The sequence below is a fragment of the Dechloromonas hortensis genome (assembly GCF_009469765.1).
Lineage (GTDB): Bacteria > Pseudomonadota > Gammaproteobacteria > Burkholderiales > Rhodocyclaceae > Azonexus > Azonexus hortensis.
The window spans coordinates 488,909-511,840 of sequence record NZ_SSSQ01000001.1 but is presented as its reverse complement, the minus strand read 5'-3'; the positions used below and the strand labels follow the sequence as shown (position 1 = coordinate 511,840).

The following is a 22,932-nucleotide window of genomic DNA, read 5'->3' as shown; positions in this document are numbered from 1 at the left end:
CGGCTTGTTCCGCCGGCAGCGGCGGTAGACAATGCCGGCGACTTTTTATCGATCGCCGCCATGTCTGAGCACCTTTCATCGCCCACCCTGCCCCACCGCGAAAATCCGTCGGCCTTGCTGGAAGCGCATTTTCGCGCCCGGCCGGCGGCTGGCGCCGAGGCGCTGCCGTTCAATCCGGCTCTTAGTGTCGAGGCGATCGGCTTCGTCCGTTATCGCGGCGACTGGCTGGGGGTGCTGGTCACCCCTTGGCGTCTTGACCTGTTGCTGATCGCCGGCGGCGGCGACTTGTGGGGCGAGATTCCGGCTGGCCAGCGCCGCTACCTCGATCTCTATGGCGCCACCCTGCCCTTCGTCGCGGTCGATGAACCGCACCTCGGGCCTTACCAGTACAGTTCGCTGGTCGATCAGGTCGGCCGCATTCCCGACATGGCCGCGGCTCGGGAAATTGCCCGTGACGCGCTGCAGTCCTACCTACCGCCGCAGCCGCCACCGGTCAGCCCGCCGCCGCCGGCCGAGACGGTTTCCCGCCGCGGTTTCTTTCGGCGCCTGGCCGGCAAGCACTGAGTACCAGCGTCAGCCGGCGAACTGGTAGGTCGCTGCCGGTTCGGCCCGCCACTCGCCGTTGCCGGTCAGTTCAAGGACCTGGGCGTGGTATTTCAGGATGCCGGGGCGGTGGCCGACGCTGATCAACGTCGTCTCGCTGCTCAGCAACTGCTGGTAGAGGTATTCTTCGTTGGCGATGTCGAGGGCGCTGGTCGCTTCGTCGAGCACCGCGTAGCGCGGCTTGCAGAGCAGGACGCGGGCGAAGGCCAGGCGCTGCTGTTCGCCGATCGACAGCAGTTTCTCCCAGTCATGGACGGCATCGAGCCCGCCGACGCGGGCGGCGAGTTCGGGCAGGTTGACGCGCTCGAGCAGGGTCAGCAGGTCGGCGTCGTGCACGGCACGGTCTTCGTTCGGATAGAGCAGCTGGCTGCGCAGCGTGCCGAGCAGCATGTAGGGCTGTTGCGGCAGGAACAGCATGTCTTGCGGCAAGGGGCGACAGATGGTGCCGCTGCCGGCGTACCACAGGCCGGCCAGGGCACGCAGCAGCGAACTTTTGCCACAGCCGCTCTGGCCGACGATGATCAGGCCCTGGCCGGGCTTGATGTGCAGCGACAGGTTCTTGACCAGCGTCCGTTCGTAATTCGGTGTCTGCAGCGTGACGCTCTCCAGCCACAAATGGTTGCCTTCGACCGATTCGATGACCCCCAGGGAGCGGCCCCGGCCTTCCGATTCACCGGCCAAGTACTGAGTGAAGATGTTCAGACGATTGACGCCGGCCGTGAATCGGCTGAGTGCCTCGAAATTTTCGATGATCACCGAAATGGCGCTGAGCACGGCGGCAAAGGCGCCGGCCGCCTGCACGGCGCGGCCGACTTCGAGCTCACCGGCGAGCACCTGCGGCGCGATGATGATGCTGGGCAACACGATGGTGAGCAGGCCGAAGCTGTACTGGAACAGGTTGAGGAAGAGTTGCGCCCGGATCAGTTTGCTGAAGTTGTGGAAGGCGTTGGTGAAGCGTTGCCTGACCTGTTGCAGTTCCTGCGCTTCGCCGCGATAGAGCGCAATGGCCTCGGCATTTTCGCGAAAGCGCACCAGGCTGAAGCGGAAATCGGCTTCACGGCGCAGTTGCTGGAAATTGAGGCCGATCAGCCACTTGCCAAAGCCGAAGATGGTGATCAGGGTGCCGGCACTGGCATAGAAGACGAGGAAATAGACCAGTTCGCGCGAAATTGACCACAACACGGTACTGAAGGCGACCAGTTGCAGGATGGAACCGATCAGGATGAGCAGGAAATACAGCGAGCGCTGGGTAAAGGTGTTGATGTCCTCGGCAATCCGTTGATCCGGGTTGTCGATCTCGGCATGGGTATTGAGTTCATAGAAATGCCGGTGGCTGAAGTATTTGTCGAGCAGGCGATAAGTCAGCCAGCGTCGCCAGTGCAGGGCCAGCGTATCGCGCACGTAGTAGTAGGAGGCGAAGAAGGGGATGGCGATGATCAGCAGGCCGAGGCAGTACTTGATCGACACCCAGAAACGTTCCTCGTCGCGCGCCGCCAGCGCCGAGGTGAATTCGCCGGTCTGCTCATTGAACAGCACCGCAAAGCGGGTTTGTCCGAGCAGCAGCAGGATGGAGAGCAGGAGCAGGCTCCACGCCTTCCATTTTTCCTCATGGCGCCAGTAAGGCGTCGCAATGGCCAGGAAACGCTGCCACAGGTGGCGATCGACGGTCTTCATTGTCCGTTCTGATACTGAACATGCGTTGGGGAGGCAAGGCAGCCGGCTCCGGCTGAAATGCATGAGCGGATTGTATGCCTCAATCCGGCCCGGATAGAACGCTGGCTACTGTTTTTCGGGTAGAGCGCCACGGGTTGAAAAATGCCTGATTGCTGCGGTCGACCGCAGCAATCAGGCAAATTCCGGACGAGAAAAAGCCGGCTGGATTTCTCCGCCGGCTTCGAGGTGTTCAGTCCAGGATTACTGGACTTGCTGGATACCGGCCAGCACCCAGCCACCGCTGCCGTTGCGCGGCTTGGTCATGTGCCAGATTTCATCGAAGGCTTCGGCCGAAGCGGCCTTTTCTTCGCGGATCAGACCATGGAAGCGAACGCTGACGATGTAGCGGCTGCTTTCCTCGGCCACATCGAGCACTTCGGCGTTGAGTTGGACGACGTCGGTTTCCTGCTTTTCGGCACCGCGTTCGCCCATTGCCAGCTTGATCTCGGCAAACATTTCCGGCGCGGTGAATTCGCGGATGTCGTCGAGGTTGCCGGCATCGTTGGCGGCCTGCAGGCGAATGAAGTTGACCTTGGCGTTACGCACGAAGCCATCGACATCGAAGTCGGCCGGGATATGGCCGCTGCTGCCGGTGTTTTCGGCAAGCGGGGCAGCGGCGCTGCTGCCGCCGGCCGGCGTGAAGTCAGGCTGGATCGGAGCGCGGTTGTCATAGTTGGCACCGGCGCCGGCATACTGCATGCCGTTATTCAGGCCGGCTTTGGTGGCGCCTGCCTTCTTGCGCATGACGAAACCGATGACCATGACCACCGCCATGACCAGCAGGCCGATCATCATCATGTTGGCTAGGCCTTCGCCGAAACCGAAGTGAGAGGCCAGGGCGGCCAGGCCGAGACCTGCGGCAAGACCGGCCAGCGGGCCCATCCACGAACGCTTGGGTTGGGCTTGCGGGGCGGCGGCCGGAGCGGCAGCCTGCTGCTGGGTCGGGGCGGCATTGGTCGCCTTGTTCGGGGTGACGGCCTGGCGCTGCATGCCGGACGAGCTGCCTCCGCCCAGACGGCGGGCGGCTTCGGCATCGCCGGTGGTCAGCGTGAAGCCGAGTACCAGGGCGGCGGCCATCAATGCAAAGGATTTCATGTTTGTCTCCATCGGGGTGAATGTTACGAGTCGAAGCATAGCCGTAAATTGTCTCCCGAAAAATATGTATTAAGCGCAACAACGATTCGTAAAAAACGAATCGTTTCAGCCGAACAAGGCGGCCGTCGCCACCGGATTGGAGGCGAAGTAAAAGTGGACATAGGAAGCGGTCAGTCGTTCCCGGCGGTAGATCGCCTCGCCCTCCCGGCCATCCTGGGTCTGGGCGCGGACGATTGGGGTCAGCGGCGTTTCGCTCTTCGAGTAATGGAAGGTGTGACCCTGCAGGCGCCCTTCCGGCAGGTCGGCGAACTGCATGCCGAGCGCCGCCAGACGTTTCTGCATGACCGAGCGACCGGGCAGCAGGCCGGCGAAGGCATGGCTTTCGCCGGCCTTGTCGGTGACCTGCTCGAACAGGCTCATCATGCCGCCGCATTCGGCGAGCAAGGGCTTGCCGGCCGCGACGTGGGCGCGCAGGGCGCTCCACAAGGGCTGGTTGGCCGACAGCGCCGGGGCATGCAGTTCCGGGTAGCCGCCGGGCAGCCAGACGGCATCGCAGGCCGGCAGCGGCTCGCCGGCGACCGGCGAGAAGTAGCGCAGTTCGGCGCCCAGGTCGGCCAGGGTTTCCAGATTGGCCGGGTAGATGAAGCCGTAGGCTGCATCACGGGCGATGGCGATGCGCTTGCCGGCGAGCAGCGGCGCGATGTCTGGTGGCGGAACATCGTCGAAAACGACCGCTGGCGGCAGGTCGACCGTGGCACTGGCGGCCAAGGCATCGGCCAGACGGTCGAGGCGCTCCTCGATATCGTCGATTTCGGCTGCCTGTAGCAGGCCGAGGTGGCGTTCCGGCAGCACCGCGTCCGGGTTGCGCGGCAGCGCGCCGAACCAGCCCATGCCGGCCGGCAGGCTGTCGCGGGCCATCGCGGCGTGGCGTTCGCTGCCGACCCGGTTGGCCAGCACGCCGGCAAAGGGCAGGCCGGGCCGGTAGGTGGCGAGGCCGTGGGCAACAGCACCGAAAGTCTGGGCCATGGCGCCGGCGTCGATCATCGCCATCACCGGGATATTGAAGCGGCAGGCGATGTCGGCCGCCGACGGTGTGCCGTCGAACAGGCCCATGACGCCTTCGACCAGGATCAGGTCGGAATCCTGCGCCGCCCGGCTCAAGCGCCAGCGCGCATCATCCTCGCCGCACATACCGAGATCGAGGTTCTGGCACGGTCGACCGCTGGCCACGGCATGAATCTGCGGGTCGAGAAAGTCCGGGCCGCATTTGAAAACGGTGACGCGCCGGCCTTGCCGGGCATGCAGCCGGGCCAGCGCGGCGGTGACGGTGGTCTTGCCCTGACCGGAGGACGGGGCAGCGATCAGGAGGGCGGGACAGGCGGTCATTTTTCTTCCTTGGCGGCGGGTTCGATCAGTACCAGTTTGCCGGTTTTCGGGTCGCGGAACACTTCGCCGACGCGGTCGTAGCCGCTGCCGTTCTGCGTGATGCCGCTGACCGGGCGTTCGATCTGCTGGCCTTTTTCGACCGGTTTCGGTGCTTTCAGCGCGCTTTGCGTACCGGCGGCCAGCGCGGCGAGCAGGCCGCAGGCGAAAACGAGCATGACGTCGACCAGATTGACCAGGCTGGCGCGCGGGTCTTCATCGTGGTCGTCGAAGCGGGCATCGAGCTTGGAGTAGAGGCGCAGCCGTTTGCGCGGCTGAATTTCGCTCATTCCATGCCCTCCAGCACTTCCTCGTACCAGCGGCGGCGCAGCTTGCCGATGACCAGGCCGCCGATGCCGGCGACCAGGCCGAGCACGGTGGCGTCGAAGGCGACGGTGACGGCACTGGCCAGCTGTGCCGGGTCACCTTTGCCGAGGGCGGCGAGGCCCGGTCCGAGCGGGATGATGGTGGCCATCAGGCCGAGCATGGGCGGGATGCGGGCGAGCAGGTCGGCCCGTTCAAGACGGTGGCGGGCGACGGCCTGGACGCGGGCCACGTCGCCGGCCGCCTGCAGCTTGGCGAGGCCGGAAAAGCGCTCGCCGACGGCGATGCCGGCTTCGATCAGGGCGATGGCGCAGGCCAGCATGAGGGCGGCGAGGGCCGGGGTGAGCAGCCAGGTGACGGCGTCGTGCAGCCAGGCGAAGGAAAGCGGATCGGTCATCGGAAACTCCTGGGGTTTAGGCGTGGCGGCGGCCCAGCCAGAGGCCGGTCGTGAACAGCGCAAGACTGGCGGCAAGCAGGCCGAGCAGGTTGAGGGTGCGGCCGACCAGATCGCTGGCCGGCGTTTCGGGTTCGTTCAGCTCGTAGTAGCGCGGGGCGGCTTCGGCGGCGGGGACTTCGGCGGCCGGATCGGTTTTTGCCGTTTTTTCGAGGTTGACCGCCGGGCTGCCGTTTGAGGCCTGGTTTGCAGCAGTAGCGGTTGCCACCGTCTCGCCGCGCGCCTTGGCCAGCGTCACGCCGAGCGCCTGCGCGTCGGCCGCATCGAGCTGCGGCGCCAGCCATTGCCACATCGGATGGTTGGGGGCGGTGTGGCCGCTGCCGGGCAGGCCGTTTTTTGCGACCAGTTTGGCCAGTTCGCCGCCCATCTGCTTGATGGTGGCGGCGTCCGTTTTCCAGAAACCCTTTTCGGCGGCGACCATGAAGATGGCCAGCATGTGCGCCTTGACGTGGGCGTTCTGGCCCTGGCCGAGGAACTTGGGCAGGCCGAGCTTTTGCGCGTCGTCGAAATAGACGGCTTTCACTTCATCCCAGGCCCAGTTCTTGACCAGATCGGGGCGCGTCACCTGCCAGCCCCACAAGTTTTCGAGGAACTCGGTGCCCATCGTCCGGGCGCCGGCGTAGCCGTGTTCCATCAGCGGCTTCAGCCAGGCCGGGTTGAGGAAGCGGCCGCGCAGTTCGCCGAGCAGCGCCGTGGTCAGCGGCTCGACATCGGCTCGGCCCGGTTCGGCGTGTTGCAGGATCAGCGCTTCCGGCGGCTGGCCGGTGCGCCCTTCGATGGCCAGCGACAGGCCGCCGAGGTAGTCGAAGGCGTCGTTGTTGTCGAGCAGGCCGTAGAGGTTGCTGGCCCGGCCGTGATAGGTCCGCTTGATGCCGTCGAGCGCGCTGTCGAATGCGGCGTGGGCGGCTTCGCCACTGTCGTCGAGGCCGTAGGCGTGGCCCATGCGGTTGCGGTAGGCGCGGCCGATCTCGTCGCGTTCGCGCCAGGCGCCGGAACGTTCGGTCAGCCGATTGACGCCGGTGCCGTAGGCGCCCGGGGCATCGCCGAAAATGCGCTGGGCGGCGGCATGGCCGGCTTCCCGGCTGGGCAGGCCGGCTTGTTCGAGGGCGGCGAGGCGGTGCAGCCATTCGCGGGCGACGCGGTTGTCGCTGACTGACTCGCTCCCCCACGGGGCGGTCGGTAGCGGAGCCAGCGCGGCGGTGAGCGCTTCCTTCAGTTCCGGCCGCTGGGCGAGCAGGCCGGCGGCCGAAGCGGCCAGTGCGAGGCGGCCGGCGCGGTCGATCAGGTTGTTGAGGTTGGGATAGAGGTCGCGGAACAGGCCGGAGGTGGTGACGATGACGTCGTGCCGGACGACGCCCGGCTTCAGGCGAACGTCGGTGACGATGCCGCGAGCGTTCCAGACCGGCTCGGCGCCCATCATGGCCAGCGCGAAGGCGACCATCACCCCTTCGTCGCGGACGGCGTCGGAGGCCCAGAGAATGATGCCTTCGGAGCCTTGGTCCGATTTGCTCTGCGCCACCGATTTCGCGGCCAGTTTTTCGCCGAGCTGGTAGCCGATCCGGGTTGGCAGGATGTCACCATCGACGGCGTGGAAATTGCGCCCGGTGGGCAGCGACTCCGGCGAGCGCAGCGGGTCGTTGCCCTTGCCCGGCGGGATGTAGCGGCCATCCAGCCCGGCCAGCAGGCCCTGCATTTCGAGGCGCGGCGAATCGGCCAGCTTGCGGCTGATTTCTGGATCATCGATACCGCCCTGCTTCATCGAGCCGAGCATCAGGTCGAGTGCTTTCTGGCTCCAGTTGCGGCCGAAAATGTGCAGGCCGTAGGGCATGAACTTTTCCTGCAGCTTGGTCAGGTAGTGGCCGACTTCGTGCGCCAGCAGGTCATCGTCGGCCGCTTCGAAGCCGATGCCGCGCACGGCCAGCACGTCGGCCATCGAGGCTTCCAGCTCGGCCTTCAGGTTGAGGGCGACGACCTGCTGGCGCATGGTGCGGGCGGCCTGTGCCTTGAGCGATTCCGAGGAGGCGGCTTCGTAGCTTTCGACAATCTGGCGCAGCGCCAGCAACTTGTCGTAGAGCGGCGTTGCGGCCAAGGGCGGGGTCAGGTGATCGACCATCACGGCCAGCCCTCGGCGCTTGGCCTGGGTGCCTTCGCCGACGCCATCGACGATGTAGGGGTAGATGCCAGGCAGATCGGCGGCGATCAGGCTCGAGTAGTCGTCGGCCGCTAGCCCGACCGCCTTGCCGGGCAGGAATTCGTAGGTTGAATGGCGACCGACGTGAACCACGGCATCGGCCTTGAAGCGGTCGCGCAGCCAGTGGTAGAAGGCGAGGTACTGGTGCGGCGGGGTGACGCTGGTGTTGGCGTGCAGCAGCTCCTCATCGACTTCCCAGCCGCGCGGCGGCTGCGGCCCGATGAAGACGTTGCCGAAAGTCATGCCCGGCACCAGCAACCGGCCACCTTCGACCATCACTTTGCCCGGCACGGTGCCCCAGCCCTTGAGGCCTTCGATGCCGTAGCCGCTCAGGCGCCGGTTGAGCGGTGCCAACGTCGCACAACGACGGGAAGATTTGTCGGCCAGGCAGGCGAGATAGCCGGCTTCCAGCGCGTTCAGGTCGCGGATCGCCGCTTTGCGCTTCGGATGATCGGCGCCTTCGACCAGATGGTGCAGTTCCTTCAATACGGCATCGACCCGTTTGCGGCCGACCGCCTTTTCGTTGGCCTGTTCGGCTTCGAGTACTTCGGCGTGCAGGCGGCCGAGCGGGCCGTCGGTCATTTCGCGCTGCACCCGGGCTGGCAGCGTCGCGAACCAGCGGCCGTAATCGGCCGTTTTGACGCCGTCCACCGCAGTACTCAGTTCCTTTAGCGCCGCCCGGTCTTCCGGCAGGTTGACGCCGTGCGCCATGATCCGGTCGAGCAGCGCTTCCGGCGAGGCGGGCAGTTCACCGACCGTGTAGCCGGCGGCTTTCAGCGCCTGCAGCATGTCGAACAGCGAGGCCGGCACGTCGAGGTTATCGGCACCGATGTTCTGGCGCCCCGGCGGGTGGTTGTAATAGATCACGGCCAGCCGCTTGTCGCGGTTGGCCTTACCACGCAGCGCCAGCCAGCGGCCGACGCGGGCCGCCAGGCGGTCGATCTCGGCGGCCAGGACGACCGGCGGCCGGCTTTCGATGCCGGTCAGTTTGTCCGGATGGGCCGGGCCGAGCGCCGAGACGACGATGGGCTGGCCGATGCCCTGCAACTCGGGCAGCGCGACGCGGTACTGCACCGAATCGGCCGGCAGGCCGTCCGGCGACAAGCGCCACTGGGTCGCCGTCCGCTCGCTCAGGCGGATCGCCTTGAAGACCGGCACATCAAGCTTCTTGAACGCCTCGCCGACCGCTTCACGCCCTTCGGCGGCGCCGACGACGAAATCCTGTAGCACGACCAGCGCTGCCGCCCGGGCCGGGGCGATCAGTTCGGGCAGCCGTTCGAGCGCTTCGCGCGAAGCGCCGCCCCAGCGGGTGAGCACCTGGACGCAGGGCAGGCCGCGTTGTTCGATGTGCTGGCAGAGGGCGGCCGGCGGGCCGCCATCCATGTTGGCAAGGTCGAGGACGACGACGGTGGGCGCCGCCCGCAGGCCAAGCTTTGTTGCATTGCCCCAAGCGGCGGCGTCGCTCAGTTCCTGCTGGCCGACACGCAGGCGCAGCGTCGCTTCCGGCTGGGCCGCCGGCAATGGCTGTTGCGGGGCGAGCAGATGGGCGAACAGGGCCTGCGTGTTGGCGGTGCCGCCGGCCTGCCAGATGCGACGGGCGGCCAGCCAATGGCGGGCGGTCGGCTGGCTGTTGGCTGCGGTCAACGCCGTGGCAGGCGGGTTTTCCAAAGCCAGTTGGCGCAGGGTTTCGGCCGGGAAGGTGGTGAGCGAGCCTTCTCTATCCCGGCTCATCAGGTTCAGGCTGGCTTCGCCGTTGATCGCCAGCACCGGGGTTTGCGGCCGGGCATGGCGGGCCAGCCCATCTTTCAGGCGACGGGCCGGATCGCCGAAGATCGAGGCGGCGAGCACGCTGTCGGCCTGGCTGATCCATTGTGCCAGTTGCCGCTCGTCGGCCGCCATCAACTGGGCCGGCGTACGGAGCAGGATGCGGTCGTTCGGGTGACTGGCCAGGTGGCGATGTGCCGCCTCGATTGCCGTCGGTGCGGCGCGTTCGGTGACCAGGCCGAACAGGGTTGCGGCCTGCGCCAGCAGCGGCGTGGCGAGGGCCAGCAGGCCAAGCAGGCGGCGCATCGGTTTCATCGAGCCGGCTGGCTGAAGCCCTGGCGGCGGTCCCAATCGACGTAGAACAGGCGCGACTGACTCGTGCTGAACGAGTACAGCCGCTCGCCGCCGGCCGCGACGACGCTTTCGCCGCGTCTGAAATCGAGCTCCGGCTCGCGTCCGGTGCGGTTGTTGACGATCAGCGGCAGGCCGGTTTCGGCACTGCGCCGTTCCCACAGATCGTCCGGCCCCATGCCGTCGACCGGCGGCCAGTTGGCCGGGGCGAGCAGGATGGCGGCGCCCTGCTCACGGTAGCGGGCGGCTGGCTCCGGCTTGTAGGTGTCGGCGCAGATCAGGACGCCGACCGGAATGCCGTCGACCATGAAGGGCGCGCCGCCGGTGCCGGGCGTGGACCAGCTTTCGGCGCCGCCATGCACGCGCTGCTTGCGGTAGGCACCCTGAATGACGCCGTCGCGGTCGATCACCGCGACGCTATTGTGGAATTTGCCGGTCTTGGCATCGCGTTCGGCGAAACCGACGAACAGCGCTACCCGGTTGTCGCGGGCGATGGCCGCCAGCGTGCTGATCCAGGTATCGGGAAAGGGCGCGATCCAGTCGGTGCCGATCCGGCTGGCGAAGTTGTAGCCGGTTTCGGCCAGTTCGGGCGTCATCACCCAGTCGGCGCCCTGGCCGACGGCTTCCTTGATGCCGGCCTCGATGCGGGCGCGGTTGCCGGCGACGTCACCGGGGATCGCATCGAGATGGAGCAGGGCGAGGCGCAGCGCATCCGGCGTCTTGGCCGGGGCGGCTGGCGCGACGGCGAAACGCTTGGCGCCGGGCAGGAAAAAGCCGTTCTGCTTGCCGAGCGCTTCGAGTACCGCTTCGTAGCTGGCCTTGCCGATCAGTTCGCCGATCCGGCTGTGGCCGCCGGTATAGCTGGCCTGCGGGCCCTGCGTGCCGGAGACGACGATGATGCTGTCGGTGCCGGTTCCGGTCGCCTGCACGGTCTTGGTGTAGGTGCTCGGCACGTTGAGGTCCTGCAGCGCCGCCGTCTTGCCTTCGGTGACGGTGATCAGGGCACGGGCCAGCGCCGCGTCGGTCAACCGGATATTGGTCAGCAGCATGATGTTGATCGTGCCGGCCGGCGTGTTGCCTTCGATATAGGTGCCGGCATCGACGCCGGTGCGGATGGCATTGGTCTTGGCGCCGGCCGTCGCCAGCACGGTGACGGTCAGCGGACCGTAGTGCTTGGTGACGATCGCCAGATTGTCCATGTCGGCCGCGGTGGCCATCCGGGCGACTGCTGGCTGGTCCAACTGTAACTGGCCGGCCATCCGGGCATGCACATGCTCGGCATAGGCCTTGCCGCCCCGGCCATCCTGGCCCATGAAGCGGTGGCCGAGTGTTTGCCAGAGCACGGGGTGGGCGGCGTGGTTGAGCGCGGCGCGGGCGTCGAGTAGGCCGTCGGAGGTCGACAATGTCCGGCGCGCCTCGGGAAAGCGGACGAGCAGCACTTTTTCCCAAAGTCCATCGCGCTCGCTGCGCACGATCTGCGCCTCGGCCCGGATATTGGCCGGGAGATTGCCGAGGAGGTCGCTTTCTCCGGCCCAGGCGGCTGCGGAAAAGAACAGCAGGCAGGCCAGTCGGCCAAGCGCATTCATCGGCGCGGACTCAGAATTCGAGGCCGGGCATGGCCTTGATGCCGCTCTGGAAGGCGTGCTTTTCCATGCCGATGTCGCTGACCGTGTCGGCCGCCTCGCGCAGGGCTTGCGGCGCGGCGCGACCGGTGATGATGACGTGCTGCATGTGCGGGCGGGCGAGCAGCTTGGCGATGACTTCATCGAGTTCCAGCCAGCCGTATTTGAAAGCGTAGGTCATTTCGTCGAGGACGACGAGGCCGATCTCCGGGTTGCTCAGGTGGCCGCAGGCGACTTCCCAGGCGGCCTGGGCGGCGCGGGCGTCGCGCTCCTTGTCCTGGGTTTCCCAGGTGAAGCCTTCGCCACCGACATGCCAGGCGACATTCGGCTGCTGGCGGAAGAAGGCCTCCTCGCCGGTATCCGAGCGGCCCTTGACGAATTGCACGACGCCGACTTTCAGGCCGTGGCCGAGGGCGCGGGCGACGACGCCGAAGGCGGCCGAGGACTTGCCCTTGCCGTTGCCGGTGTTGATGACCAGCACGCCGCGTTCTTCCTGGGCGGCGGCGATCTTGCCGTCGACCACTTCCTTCTTGCGCTGCATGCGGTTGCTGTGGCGGGATTCCTGGTCCAGGGGTTCGGTCATGGCTTCAGCGCCTCCTTCAGTTCGTCCAGGCCTTCGAGCAGGCGGGGACCGGGGTAGAAAAAATTGTCGCCGGAGAGCATGACCAGCGGCACCGGCAGGCTGCCGAGGCTGGCGTCGCACTGGCTGGCTGCGGTCGACATGAAATTGATCACCAAATCCGGCCGGGTGGCTGCGACCAAAGCCGGAATGCCGTCGATGGCCTGGCCTTCACGCAGATGGTGGATACCTTCGGCCGGGTCGGCCAGGGTCAGGCCGGCCTGCTCGGCGAGATCGCCGAGCAGCGTGTTGTGGCCGTAGGAATAGGGCTTCGCAGCGCAGGCCGAGAGCAGCAGCACGCGGCGCTTGCGGCCGGGAAATTCGCTCAGCCGGCGATGGGCTTCGCGGCTGAATTCGGCGGCCCGGGCGGCGCCGTTCGGCGCGCCGCTGGCTTCGGCGAGCGCCACCAGCATCTGTTCGGTCTCGGCCAGCGAGCGCGAACCGCCAACGCGCAGCGTACGGGTGCCGGCCGGCGTGACCTGCTGCAGCGTTTGCTCGCTGGTCAGCGTCGAAGTGACGATCAGGTCGGGGCGCAGCGCGGCGATGGCGGCGGCATCCGGATCGCTGACCCCGCCGGTGCGTGGCAGATCCTTCTTGTCGTAGCGCGAAACGCCGACGATGCACTCGCCGCGGCCAAGCCAGTCGAGGGCGATGCTCAGATAGGGCGACTGGCTGACGATGCGCGGACAGGCGGCGTGGGCGTTCAGCGCGCTCAGGCCAAGCAGGAAGCAACACAGGAAACGAAGCAGGGGAAGCATGGGGAATCCTTGCAACAAAGACGGCCGCTCAGCGCGGGATGAAGCCGATCCGGCCATCGATCTCGACGGCTTGCAGCGGGTGCTGGTAAAGGGCCGACAGGTGTTCGGCGGTCAGCATCTGGCGGACCGGCCCAAGTTCGTGCCGGCCATCGCCGTGAATGAGCAGGGCGCGGTCGCAATAACGCCAGGCCAGCGCCGGTTCGTGCAGCACCATGATGACGCCGGCACCGTTATCGCGCGCGGCACCGGCAAACAGTTCGAGGACGGCGATCTGGTGATTGAGGTCGAGATGGGCGAGCGGCTCGTCGAGCAGATAGAGCGGCGCCGCCTGGGTGAGCAGGGTGGCGATGGCCAGTCGCTGGCGTTCGCCGCCGGACAGGGTCTGCACGTCGCGCTTTTCCATCTCGGCCAGGCCGACGGCACGCAAGGCGGTGCGGGCGATATCGGCATCCTGGGCGCTTTCCCAGTCCCAGCGCCCGAGGTGCGGGTGGCGGCCGGTCAGTGTCGTTTCCAGCACCGTCGAGGCGAAGGCGTCGCCATGCCGCTGCTCCAGCCAGCCGCGACGCAGCGCTGCCTGACGCGGGCCGAGTTCGGCGTAGGAGGTGCCGCCGAGCAGGATTTCGCCGGTATCGGGGGCGCGCAGGCCGGCCAGCACCGAGAGCAGCGTCGATTTGCCGGCGCCGTTGCGGCCGAGAATGGCCAGCCGTTCGCCAGGCTGCAGCGTGAAATTGAGGTCGGTGCACACCTGATGCTGGCCGACGCTGACACTCAGCGTCTGGGCTTCGATCAACGGGGCGGCGCTCATCGCTGATGCCTCGAGAGCAGGAAGAGGAAGACCGGCACGCCGATCAGCGCGGTCAGCACGCCGACCGGCAGTTGCTGCGGCGCAATCAGCGTGCGGGCCAGGGTATCGGCCAGCACGAGCAGCGAGCCGCCAGCCAGCACCGAGGCTGGCAGCAGCAGGCGCTGGTCGTTGCCGGTGGCGAGGCGGACCAGGTGCGGCACGACCAGACCGACGAAGCCGATCGAGCCGGCCGTGGTCACCGAGGCGGCGGTGGCCAGCGAAGCGAGCAGATAAATCGCATAGCGCAGCCGGTTGACCGCAACCCCCAGCGCCTGCGCCTGCATCATGCCGCGCGCCAGCAGGTTCAATTCGCGGGCGAACGGCATGGCCAGCAGCAGGGCGACGCCGAGCGCCAGCAGCGGCGGCCACCACTGGCCGCTCTGGCCGAGGTCGCCCATCAGCCAGAACAGCATGCCGCGCAGCTTGTGTTCGGGGGCGATGGCCAGCATCAGCGCGACCAGCGCGCCGCAGCCGGCGGCAACGATGACGCCGGTCAGCAGCAGCCGCGTCTGCGTCCAGCTGCCGTCGCCATGGGCCAGCCCGAAGACGATGAACATCGCACTCAGGGCGCCGAGGAAAGCCAGCCCATCGATGCCGAGCACCGGCAGGCCGAGCAGGATGGCGAACATCGCCCCGACCCCGGCGCCGCCGGAAATGCCCAGCACGTAAGGGTCGGCCAGCGGATTGCGTAACAGTACCTGCATCAGCGCGCCGGCCAGGGCGAGCAGGCCGCCGCAGGCAAAGCCGGCCAGCGCCCGCGGCAGGCGCAGTTCGAGCACGACGTCGATGCCCTGCACTTCGCGCCCGGCCAGCGCAGCCAGCACATCCGGAAAAGGGATGCGCAGGCTGCCCACCGACAGGGCCAGCCCGATACTGAGCCCGGCGAGCAAGCTGAGGCTGGTCAGGATCAGGAGGGCGCGGCGGCTGGACGGCATGACGGTTTATTTCGGGCTGTAGCGGACGCCGACGAAGACGCTGGTGCCCGGCGTGCCGTAATCGGCGACCAGGTTGTATTCGCGGTCGAACAGGTTGTTGACGCGGCCGAAGACCGACCAGCCATCATTCAGGCGATAGGCGCCATACAGGTTGGTGAGCGCGTAGCCATGCAGTTTTACGTCGTTCCTGTCATCGCTGAAGCGGCGGTCGCTGGCAAACAGCTCGACGCGCCAGTCCCAGGGGCCGATCTGCTGGCCGAGCGACAGCGTGCCGTAATTGCTGGCCCGGCGGGGCAGTTGCCGGCCGCTATCGGCATCGCGCGGATCGAGGTAGTTGTAATTGGCGAGCAGATCGAAGCTGCCGAGACGGCCCTCATAGGCCAGCGTTGCTCCTTCGATGCGGGCATTGCTGACGTTGGCCGGCATGATCGTGGTGCCGGTGCTCGGCCAGACGATCAGGTTTTCCACCCGGTTCAGGAACCAGGTCAGCGAGACGTGATGGGCGCCGGCCTCGTAATGGATCGACGCCTCGCGATTGCGCGAGGATTCCGGCAGCAGGTTCGGGTTGCCGACGTACTTGCCGGATTTCGGGTAGTACAGGTCGTTGAAGGACGGGGCCTTGAAGGCGGTGCCGTAGCCAAGGTTGGCGCGCCAGGCCGAGGAGATCTGGTAGCCGTAGGCCAGCGCACCGGTCGTCTTGTCGCCGAACTGCGAGTTGTCGTCATAGCGGACGTTGGCCTGCAGGCGATGGCTCTGGTAGCTGCCATTCCAGCCAGCGAGCAGGGAGTCGGTCGTGCGGTCGGTGACCTTGAAATTGCTGGAGCCGCTGACCGCTTGCTCAAGGCGTTCGACGCCGAGCAGGAAGTTGCCGACACCGGTACGGATGTCGTTTTGCCAGGTCAACTGATCCTGGTCGGTGCGGAACAGCCCGGTCAGCACGCGATCGGTGTAGTTGGCCGAGTCGTCCACGCTGTGGCCAAAGCTCAGCGTGCTTTTCCAGTTTTCGGTCAGCGCGTTTTTCAGATAGGTGCTGAAACTGGAAACGGCGTTGTAGTTGCGGGCATCCTTGGCGGCGCTGGCCGTCGACTTGCCGGCGTCGTACTGGTTGTAACCGTCGCTGTAGAAGAGATTGGCGCCGAGTTCGTGGCCCTTGGCGAAAGCATAGGCCAGGCTGCCGGCGACGCTCTGATTGTAGAAGCCGTCGCGGTCCGAGTTGTAGCTGCTGCTCTTCGGATTGGAAATGGTGTTGATGCCTTCGGTGCGATAGACATCGGCACTCAGCGAATAACGCCAGTTGTTCTGCTGACCGGAGAGGCCGGCCGCCATCGTGTAGGTATCGTTGCTGCCGGCGCCGATTTCGGCATTGACCTGCATCGGTCCCTGGCCCTGGCGGGTGAAAATCTGGACGACGCCGCCGATGGCGTCGCTGCCGTACAACGATGACGACGGGCCGCGCAGGATCTCGATGCGGTCGATCTGGGCGAGCGGTAGGCGCGACCACGAAGACATCTGGCCGGCCGTGGCCGAGCCGATGCGCATGCCGTCGATCAGGACCAGCGTGTGGCCGCTGTTGGTGCCGCGCATGAAAATGCTGCTGTTGCTGCCATTGCCGCCATTGGCGGCAAATTCGATGCCCGGTTGGCGGGCCAGCAGTTCGCCGACGGTCATCTGCGGCGAACGCTCGATTTCCTCGCGCTGAATAACGCTGACGTCGGACAGCAGTTCCGAGGCGCGCATTTGTTGGCGGGTGGCGGTGACGACGATGGGGTCGAGGTTGTCCTGGCTGTCGGCCAAGGTGGGCAACGAGGCCGCCATCGAGAGCAGTGCGACCAGCGGTTTCAAACGTGGGTACATGAGTCTTCCTTTCCCGGCGGGCGTCCCCGCATGCCGGAACAGCATTGAGAAGGAAGCGCAGGGGGAACGGCGGCTCGCAGGAACCGGCGCCACACCCCCGTGGCACTTCCGTGATTTGTCTCAGGCCGGTATCCGGGCTCGCAAGTCTTGACGTACCGCCTTCCCAGGTTTGAACCCAGTGGCCTTGTGGTACGCCCGCACTTGTTACCGTTGCGGGGGCAGCAGCGGATTGGTCTCGTGGAGACGCACCGCTTTCCCGTTTAACTGCGCTTCGAATAACGTCGCGCAGCACCTGACACGGCGCGCATTCTACATGGCAAGTTGTTGCGCCGCATCAGAAAAGTACTGATAAATTCCAATAAAGCACTTTGAGAATAAAGGCTTAGTCCTTGACCACACGTTGTTTTTCCCTCTATAGTTCGCGCCATGAATACCGAACTCGAAGCGCTTGAAGCCAAGATTGAACAGGTGGTCGCCCTGGTCCACCAGTTGCGCGCCGAGAACGAGGTGCTGAAGAATCAGATGGCAGCGGCCGAAACCGAAAGACTGCACTTGCGCCAGACGATGACGGCCGCTCGCGAGCGTCTGGAAGGTCTGATGGACAAGTTGCCCGAGGATGCCTGAGATGAGCAGCGAGCCGAATTTCCTCGACGTCAAGATCATGGGCCGCGAATACCGCGTTGCCTGTGCCCCGGCTGAGCGCGATGCGCTGTTGTCGGCGGTCGATCTGGTCGACAACAAGATGCGCGAAATCGCCCAGCGCACCAAGAGCACCATCGCCGAGCGCGTTGCCGTGATGGCTGCCTTGAACATCGCACACGAACACCTGTCCGGCGCCGCCGGAAATCCTTCGGAAACTGTTTTCGAAGCGGTTGATACTTCCGACGCAAAGCGTAGAATCAGCGACATGGGAGCACGGATCGATGCCGTGCTTGCGCCCCAGCAGAACTTGGACCTGTAGTCACTTTCTGCTGACCCCGGCGCCGCCCGCCGAGCGTCCCCTGCGGTGTTTGTTAAGACCATACATTCCTTGAACCAATGCTAATTGGCATCGGTTGTGGACCATCAAGCTGCTGTTGTGAGCGCCTCTAGTCAGGAGCTCCTGATGCAGCGGGAAAGCGACCATTCTGGACCCAGGTTCAGGATGCCGGTCTGACGGCACTTGCGGGGGCCAATTACCGAACGGGTGGCAGATTCGTCTGCCACCCGTTTCCTTTTGGAGGTTCGCGACATGAACTACTGGTTGATGAAATCGGAGCCGGACGAAGTGTCGATCGACGACCTGGCCGCAGCGCCCGGGCAGCACGTGCCGTGGTTCGGGGTGCGCAATTACCAAGCGCGCAATTTCATGCGCGACGCGATGGCGATCGGCGATCTCGCCTTCTTTTACCATTCCGGTTGTGCCGAGCCGGGCATTGCCGGCCTTTGCGAAGTCTGTTCCGAGCCTTACCCGGACGATACCCAGTTTGCACCGGACAGTCCGTATTTCGACCCCAAATCCGACCGCGCCAAGCCGCGCTGGTGGCTGCGCGACGTCCGTTTCATCGAGAAGACCCGCTATCTGCCGCTGGCCGAACTGCGTCGTTACCCGGAACTTGCTAACATGCGCCTCCTTGCCCGTGGCAACCGGCTGTCGATCACGCCGCTGAGCGCTGATGAATGGGCCTTTATCAATCGGCGTCTGGCAGAAGACTGATGACACTCTGGTGGTTGACCTACCCCTTGCTGGGGATTTTCGGCGGTTTTGTCGCCGGCTTGTTCGGCGTTGGCGGCGGTCTGACCCTGGTCCCCTTCATGTACATGCTGTTCGTCGCCCAGCAATTCCCGCCCGAGCATGTCATGCACCTGGCGCTCGGCACCTCGATGGCGACCATCGTCTTCACGTCGATTTCCAGCATGCGCGCTCATCATGCGCATGGTGCCGTGCGCTGGGATGTCGTGCGCAGCCTGGCGCCGGGCCTGGTACTGGGGACTTTTGGCGGTTCGCTGGTCGCCGGCCAGGTACCGACCGGGCCGATGACGGCCATTTTCGTCGTCATCGTTTATTACGCTTCACTGCAGATGATGCTCGACTTCAAGCCACACGCCCATCGGCAACTGCCCGGCCCGCTCGGCCTGTTCGGTGTCGGCGGCATCATCGGCGTGATTTCCAGCCTGGTCGCGGCGGGCGGCGGTTTCCTGTCGATTCCCTTCATGCTCTTCTGCAACGTCGCAATTCACGCGGCGGTCGGCACCTCGTCGGCGCTCGGCTTTCCGATTGCGGTGGCGGGGGCGATCGGCTATATCGTCGCCGGCTGGAATGACAGCGGCTTGCCGCCCTATACCCTGGGCTACATCTACCTGCCGGCTTTTTTCGGCATTGTCGTGATGAGCATCACGATGGCGCCGGTCGGCGCCCGGCTGGCCCACCGGCTGCCAGTCAAGAAGCTGAAGCGGGCGTTCGGCGGCTTTCTCGCCCTGCTCGCCAGCAAGATGCTGTACAGCCTGATCGGCTGAGGCTAGGCGCCGGCCTTGAAGTCGCGCAGCGTCGCGACGAGGTCGGCGAAGCGTTCGCCCTGGACCGTGACATGCGCCCGCAGTTGCGCCGCGGCAAGATCGCTGTCGCCCTTGATGATCGCTTCGACGATCGCCTGATGCTCGTTGAACGAGGTCGCCATCCGGTTGCGGACGCGCAACTGTAGCCGCCGGTAAGGGCGCAGTCGCCGGTGCAGGGCGGTGGCCTGCTCGACCAGGAAGCCGTTGTGGCTGGCCTCGTAGATGCGCTGGTGAAAAACTTCATTCAACTGGTAATAGATATCCGGCGTGTTCGCATCGCGCGCCGCTTCGCAGGCGCGGTGCGCTTCCTGCAGGGCCAGTTGTTCGCCCGGCGTGATCCGGCGGGCGGCCAGTCGGCCACACATCGCCTCCAGTTCGGCCATCACCTCGAACATCTCGCAGACCCGGTCGGCGCCGACTTCCGGCACCGTGGCGCCGCGCCGCGGCTTGATCTCGATCAGGCCGACCGAGGATAACTGGATCAGCGCTTCGCGCACCGGCGTCCGTGATACGCCGAAGGTGTCGGCCAGTTCCTGCTCGTCGAGGCGCGTGCCGGGGGGGTAAACACCGGTGACGATGCGCTCCTCGATCAGTTCGCCGAGGCGTTCCGACTGGCGGGTGGTGGCGGGTATTTCGGCTGGGCTGTTCACGATTGATGCTCCGGCTTGTTACAGTGATTTAATTATACGAAATTAGTTGACCAGTATTCAATCATTGCCTATCTTGTATACACAACGGTGATTTTTGAACACAAAACAACAGTGCGGTATTCCGGAAATCAGGATAAGCCAGCCAGTGAGGTTTCACCGTCAGTGCTTTGATAACCCTGGAGGAGACATCCATGATCAGCAAGACCAAGCGCCACCTTACACTGGCTATCGCCGCTGCCGCCCTGACCTGTGCCCTGCCGTTTGCCCACGCCCAGACGCCGCGTGTCATCAAGATTTCGCACCAGTTCCCGGCGGCTTCCAGCGAAGATGGTGATTTCCGCGATCGTCTGGTCCGTCGCTTCGCCGCCGAAGTCGAAAAGCAGTCCAAGGGCAGCCTGAAGTTCGAGATCTATCCGGGCAGTTCGCTGATGAAGACCAACAGCCAGATCGGTGCCTTGCGCAAGAGCGCGCTGGACATGAGCCTGGTGCCGCTGGCCTATGGCGGCGGTGAAATTCCGCAGGTCAACCTGACCCTGATGCCGACCCTGGTCAGCAGCTACGAACAGGGGATGCGCTGGAAATCCGCACCGATCGGCAAGGAACTGGACCGCATTCTGGCCGACAAGAACATCAAGATCGTCACCTGGGTCTGGCAGGCAGGCGGTATCGCCTCGACCAAGAAAACGGTGGTTGTTCCCGATGATGCCAAGGGCCTGAAATTCCGCGGCGGCAGCAAGGAAATGGACCAGATGCTGAAGGGCGCCGGTGCGGCGGTCACCGGCATGCCTTCCTCGGAAATCTACAGCGCGATGCAGTCCGGTGTGCTCGATGCGGCGCTGACTTCCAGTACCTCGTTGATCAGTTTCCGTCTGCAGGAATTCAGCAAGTACGTCACCTCGGCCCGCAACAAGAGTTTCTGGTTCATGTTCGAGCCGCTGCTGATTTCCAAGGGCCTCTATGACTCGCTGACCCCGGAACAACAGAAGATCATCAGCGAAGTTGGCGCCAGTCTGGAGAAGTTCGGCGTCGAGGAAGCCAAGAAGGACGACCAACGGATGGCTGAGGTGTTCGCCAAAGCCGGTGCCAAGGTGGTCGACATGGATGAAAAAGCCTTCATGGCCTGGCGTGGCGTTGCGGAACAGACGGCTTTCAAGGATTTTGCCGAGAACATCAAGGATGGCCGCGCCCTGCTCGACATGGCGCTGTCGGTCAAGTAATCACCCGGCCGGGCATGGCCCGGCCCATCCTTCTTAAAGGTGAATCATGAGCCCCGGATATTTCATCAGCCGAGCGGTCAAGGCCTTCAACATCGCGACAGGTTACCTGTCGGCCTTTCTGATCGTCATCGCTACCTGTGTTCTCGTTTTTGAAGTCGCGGTCCGCTATTTCTTTGCCTGGCCGACCGACTGGGAAATCGAGTTTTGCGTCTATTTACTGATCGCTTCCAGCTTCCTGGCCGCCGCCCATACCCAGCTCAACCGTGGCCACGTCACGATCGAAATTCTCGACGAGGTCACGCCGCCGAGCTGGACGCAGTGGCGCATGGCGCTTTCCGATCTGCTGTCCTTCCTGTTCTGCGCCTTCGTTGCCTGGAACTGCTGGCACCTGTTCTACGAAGCCTGGGATGAAGGCCGGATGAGCGACACCTCCTGGGCGCCGAAGATGTGGCCGGTCTTTGCCACCATGGCAGTCGGCATGACCTCGCTGACCCTGCAGATTTTCGTCCAGTTCATCGAAGACTCGCTGCCTGAAGCCATGCGCTCGCACCAGCCGCCGCCGCAACATAACGCGGCCATTCAGGTGGCCATTGAACGCATCCAGCATGACGACGAAGGAGTACGCAAATGAGCGTCGGAACATTGGGCTTGCTCTACGCGGCCGCCACTTTCATCTTCCTTTTCTCGGGGATGCCGATTGCCTTTGCCGTCGGCTCGGTCGCCCTGATCTTCATGTACTTCTTCATGCCGGTGGCACAGTTGTCGATCGTCGCCGAGACCATCTTCTCCGAACTGAACAGCTTCACGCTGCTGACCATTCCGCTCTTCATCATGATGGGCGCCGCCATCGGCAAATCACGCGCCGGGGCCGATCTCTACAACTCGCTGAACCGCTGGCTGTACAAGGTTCCGGGTGGCCTCGGACTGGCCAATACGCTGGCCTGCTCGGTGTTTGCCGCGATGTGCGGTTCCTCGCCGGCAACCTGTTCGGCGATCGGTTCCTCGGGCATTCCGGAAATGCGCAAACGCGGCTATTCCGAGCGTCTGGCGACCGGCCTGATCGCCGCCGGCGGCACGCTGGGCATCCTGATTCCGCCGTCGCTGACGTTGATCCTCTATGGCCTGGCCACCGAACAGTCGATCGGCAAGCTGTTCATGGCCGGCGTTGGCCCCGGCTTGTTGCTGACGGCGATGTTCTCGATCTGGGTGGTGTACAAATCCTGGGCCGAAAAGAACGAGAAGATTTCGGCCAATCGCACGACTGGCATGGCCATGCCGGCGGAAGAGTCGTTCAGCTGGAAACAGCGCCTTGAAACGCTGCCCCGCCTGGCGCCCTTCCTCGGTTTGATCGTCATCGTCATGGTCGCCCTCTACGGCGGCTGGGCGACGCCCTCGGAAGTCGCCGGCATCGGCGCCTTCGGTGCGCTGCTGATGGTCATGGCGATCTACGGCTGCTGGCGCTGGAGCGACCTCAAGGTCATCCTCTCCGGCACGGCCCGCGAGTCGTCGATGATCATGCTGATCATTGCGATGTCCTTCCTCTACACCTACGTGATGAGCTACCTGCACATCACCCAGTCGGCCGCCGCCTGGATGATTTCGCTGGAGTTGAGCAAATGGGCCTTCTTCTTCTGGGTCAATATCCTGCTCATCGTGCTCGGCTTCTTCCTGCCGCCGGTCGCCATCATCCTGATGGTCACGCCGATCATCCTGCCGGCGCTGAACGCCTTGGGCATCGACCTGATCTGGTTCGGCGTGATCATGACCATCCTCATGGAAATGGGCCTGATTCACCCGCCGGTCGGCCTCAACCTGTTCGTGATCAGCGGCATCGCGCCCGACATCAAGCTCAAGGAAATCATGTGGGGCACCGTCCCCTTCCTGCTGCTGATGGCGCTCGGCATCGTGCTGCTCTGCATCTTCCCGGAAATCGCCACCTGGCTGCCGTCGCAGTACAGCGGTTCCTGAGTCAGCGGAAAGA

Annotated in this window: 21 protein-coding genes, 1 other RNA gene and 1 riboswitch; of the genes, 9 read left to right on the top strand and 13 right to left on the bottom strand. The window is 64.9% G+C overall.

The genetic code is table 11. From position 1 onward, the window contains the following. Positions 1-60 precede the first annotated feature (60 nt). Positions 61-564: a [NiFe]-hydrogenase assembly chaperone HybE gene (hybE, locus tag GH663_RS02535; RefSeq protein WP_153130144.1), complete on the top strand. Its 504-nt coding sequence runs from the start codon at positions 61-63 to the stop codon at positions 562-564. 9 nt (positions 565-573) lie between these two features. Here hybE and GH663_RS02530 read toward each other — a convergent pair whose 3' ends face one another. From GH663_RS02530 to GH663_RS02475, 12 genes are all read right to left on the bottom strand, one after another. Further along, positions 574-2,277, bottom strand: coding sequence for an ABC transporter ATP-binding protein/permease (locus GH663_RS02530; protein ID WP_153130143.1), 1,704 nt, complete (start codon positions 2,275-2,277; stop codon positions 574-576). 240 nt (positions 2,278-2,517) lie between these two features. Further along, complete coding sequence (locus GH663_RS02525; protein WP_153130142.1) at positions 2,518-3,411, bottom strand: Tim44 domain-containing protein; 894 nt, start codon at positions 3,409-3,411, stop codon at positions 2,518-2,520. 105 nt (positions 3,412-3,516) lie between these two features. Further along, entirely contained in the window at positions 3,517-4,797 is a 1,281-nt protein-coding gene (locus GH663_RS02520) for a cobyrinic acid a,c-diamide synthase CobB (protein ID WP_153130141.1), read from the bottom strand. Further along, positions 4,794-5,123: a DUF2149 domain-containing protein gene (locus GH663_RS02515; protein ID WP_153130140.1), complete on the bottom strand. Its 330-nt coding sequence runs from the start codon at positions 5,121-5,123 to the stop codon at positions 4,794-4,796. The genes GH663_RS02520 and GH663_RS02515 overlap by 4 nt, the downstream gene beginning before the upstream one ends. Further along, on the bottom strand, positions 5,120-5,554 hold the full coding sequence (locus GH663_RS02510; protein ID WP_153130139.1) for a MotA/TolQ/ExbB proton channel family protein: 435 nt from the start codon (positions 5,552-5,554) through the stop codon (positions 5,120-5,122). Before GH663_RS02510 ends, GH663_RS02515 begins: the two co-directional genes overlap by 4 nt. A 16-nt stretch (positions 5,555-5,570) precedes the next feature. Next, on the bottom strand, positions 5,571-9,881 hold the full coding sequence (locus GH663_RS02505; protein WP_211371039.1) for a cobaltochelatase subunit CobN: 4,311 nt from the start codon (positions 9,879-9,881) through the stop codon (positions 5,571-5,573). Beyond that, positions 9,878-11,503, bottom strand: coding sequence for an adenosylcobinamide amidohydrolase (locus GH663_RS20940; RefSeq protein WP_170291315.1), 1,626 nt, complete (start codon positions 11,501-11,503; stop codon positions 9,878-9,880). The genes GH663_RS02505 and GH663_RS20940 overlap by 4 nt, the downstream gene beginning before the upstream one ends. A 10-nt stretch (positions 11,504-11,513) precedes the next feature. Then, entirely contained in the window at positions 11,514-12,122 is a 609-nt protein-coding gene (cobO, locus tag GH663_RS02495; RefSeq protein WP_153130138.1) for a cob(I)yrinic acid a,c-diamide adenosyltransferase, read from the bottom strand. Further along, entirely contained in the window at positions 12,119-12,916 is a 798-nt protein-coding gene (locus GH663_RS02490) for an ABC transporter substrate-binding protein (RefSeq protein WP_170291314.1), read from the bottom strand. The genes cobO and GH663_RS02490 overlap by 4 nt, the downstream gene beginning before the upstream one ends. Positions 12,917-12,944: 28 nt before the next feature. Further along, positions 12,945-13,721 carry an ABC transporter ATP-binding protein gene (locus GH663_RS02485; RefSeq protein ID WP_153130136.1) on the bottom strand — a complete coding sequence of 259 codons (777 nt, stop codon included), beginning with the start codon at positions 13,719-13,721 and terminating at the stop codon, positions 12,945-12,947. Beyond that, positions 13,718-14,695: a FecCD family ABC transporter permease gene (locus tag GH663_RS02480; protein ID WP_153130135.1), complete on the bottom strand. Its 978-nt coding sequence runs from the start codon at positions 14,693-14,695 to the stop codon at positions 13,718-13,720. The genes GH663_RS02485 and GH663_RS02480 overlap by 4 nt, the downstream gene beginning before the upstream one ends. A 6-nt stretch (positions 14,696-14,701) precedes the next feature. Next, positions 14,702-16,549, bottom strand: a complete 1,848-nt coding sequence (locus GH663_RS02475) for a TonB-dependent receptor domain-containing protein (protein ID WP_170291313.1) — start codon at positions 16,547-16,549, stop codon at positions 14,702-14,704. Between the two features lie 106 nt (positions 16,550-16,655). Beyond that, a riboswitch (cobalamin riboswitch) is annotated at positions 16,656-16,860 on the bottom strand. 115 nt (positions 16,861-16,975) lie between these two features. Here GH663_RS02475 and GH663_RS02470 point away from each other — a divergent pair. From GH663_RS02470 to GH663_RS02450, 5 genes are all read left to right on the top strand, one after another. Then, positions 16,976-17,173 (top strand): hypothetical protein, encoded by a 198-nt coding sequence (locus GH663_RS02470; protein ID WP_066885995.1) that lies wholly within the window; start codon positions 16,976-16,978, stop codon positions 17,171-17,173. A gap of 1 nt (position 17,174) precedes the next feature. After that, complete coding sequence (locus GH663_RS02465; RefSeq protein ID WP_066885998.1) at positions 17,175-17,510, top strand: cell division protein ZapA; 336 nt, start codon at positions 17,175-17,177, stop codon at positions 17,508-17,510. Positions 17,511-17,544: 34 nt separating this feature from the next. Further along, a non-coding RNA gene (ssrS, locus tag GH663_RS02460) (6S RNA) lies at positions 17,545-17,724 on the top strand. Between the two features lie 56 nt (positions 17,725-17,780). Further along, positions 17,781-18,245 (top strand): EVE domain-containing protein, encoded by a 465-nt coding sequence (locus GH663_RS02455; RefSeq protein WP_153130133.1) that lies wholly within the window; start codon positions 17,781-17,783, stop codon positions 18,243-18,245. Continuing rightward, positions 18,245-19,045: a sulfite exporter TauE/SafE family protein gene (locus GH663_RS02450; protein ID WP_153130132.1), complete on the top strand. Its 801-nt coding sequence runs from the start codon at positions 18,245-18,247 to the stop codon at positions 19,043-19,045. The genes GH663_RS02455 and GH663_RS02450 overlap by 1 nt, the downstream gene beginning before the upstream one ends. 2 nt (positions 19,046-19,047) lie before the next feature. Here GH663_RS02450 and GH663_RS02445 read toward each other — a convergent pair whose 3' ends face one another. Next, positions 19,048-19,734: a GntR family transcriptional regulator gene (locus GH663_RS02445; RefSeq protein ID WP_153130131.1), complete on the bottom strand. Its 687-nt coding sequence runs from the start codon at positions 19,732-19,734 to the stop codon at positions 19,048-19,050. Between the two features lie 191 nt (positions 19,735-19,925). Between GH663_RS02445 and dctP the strand changes: the two genes are divergently transcribed. From dctP to GH663_RS02430, 3 genes are read left to right on the top strand one after another with little or no spacing between them, the layout of a single operon-like run. Next, a complete protein-coding gene (gene dctP, locus GH663_RS02440) occupies positions 19,926-20,951 on the top strand; it encodes a TRAP transporter substrate-binding protein DctP (RefSeq protein ID WP_153130130.1) in 1,026 nt (341 codons plus the stop codon). Positions 20,952-20,997: 46 nt separating this feature from the next. After that, positions 20,998-21,582 carry a TRAP transporter small permease subunit gene (locus tag GH663_RS02435; RefSeq protein WP_153130129.1) on the top strand — a complete coding sequence of 195 codons (585 nt, stop codon included), beginning with the start codon at positions 20,998-21,000 and terminating at the stop codon, positions 21,580-21,582. Next, a complete protein-coding gene (locus GH663_RS02430) occupies positions 21,579-22,919 on the top strand; it encodes a TRAP transporter large permease (protein ID WP_153130128.1) in 1,341 nt (446 codons plus the stop codon). The genes GH663_RS02435 and GH663_RS02430 overlap by 4 nt, the downstream gene beginning before the upstream one ends. Positions 22,920-22,932: the final 13 nt, after the last annotated feature.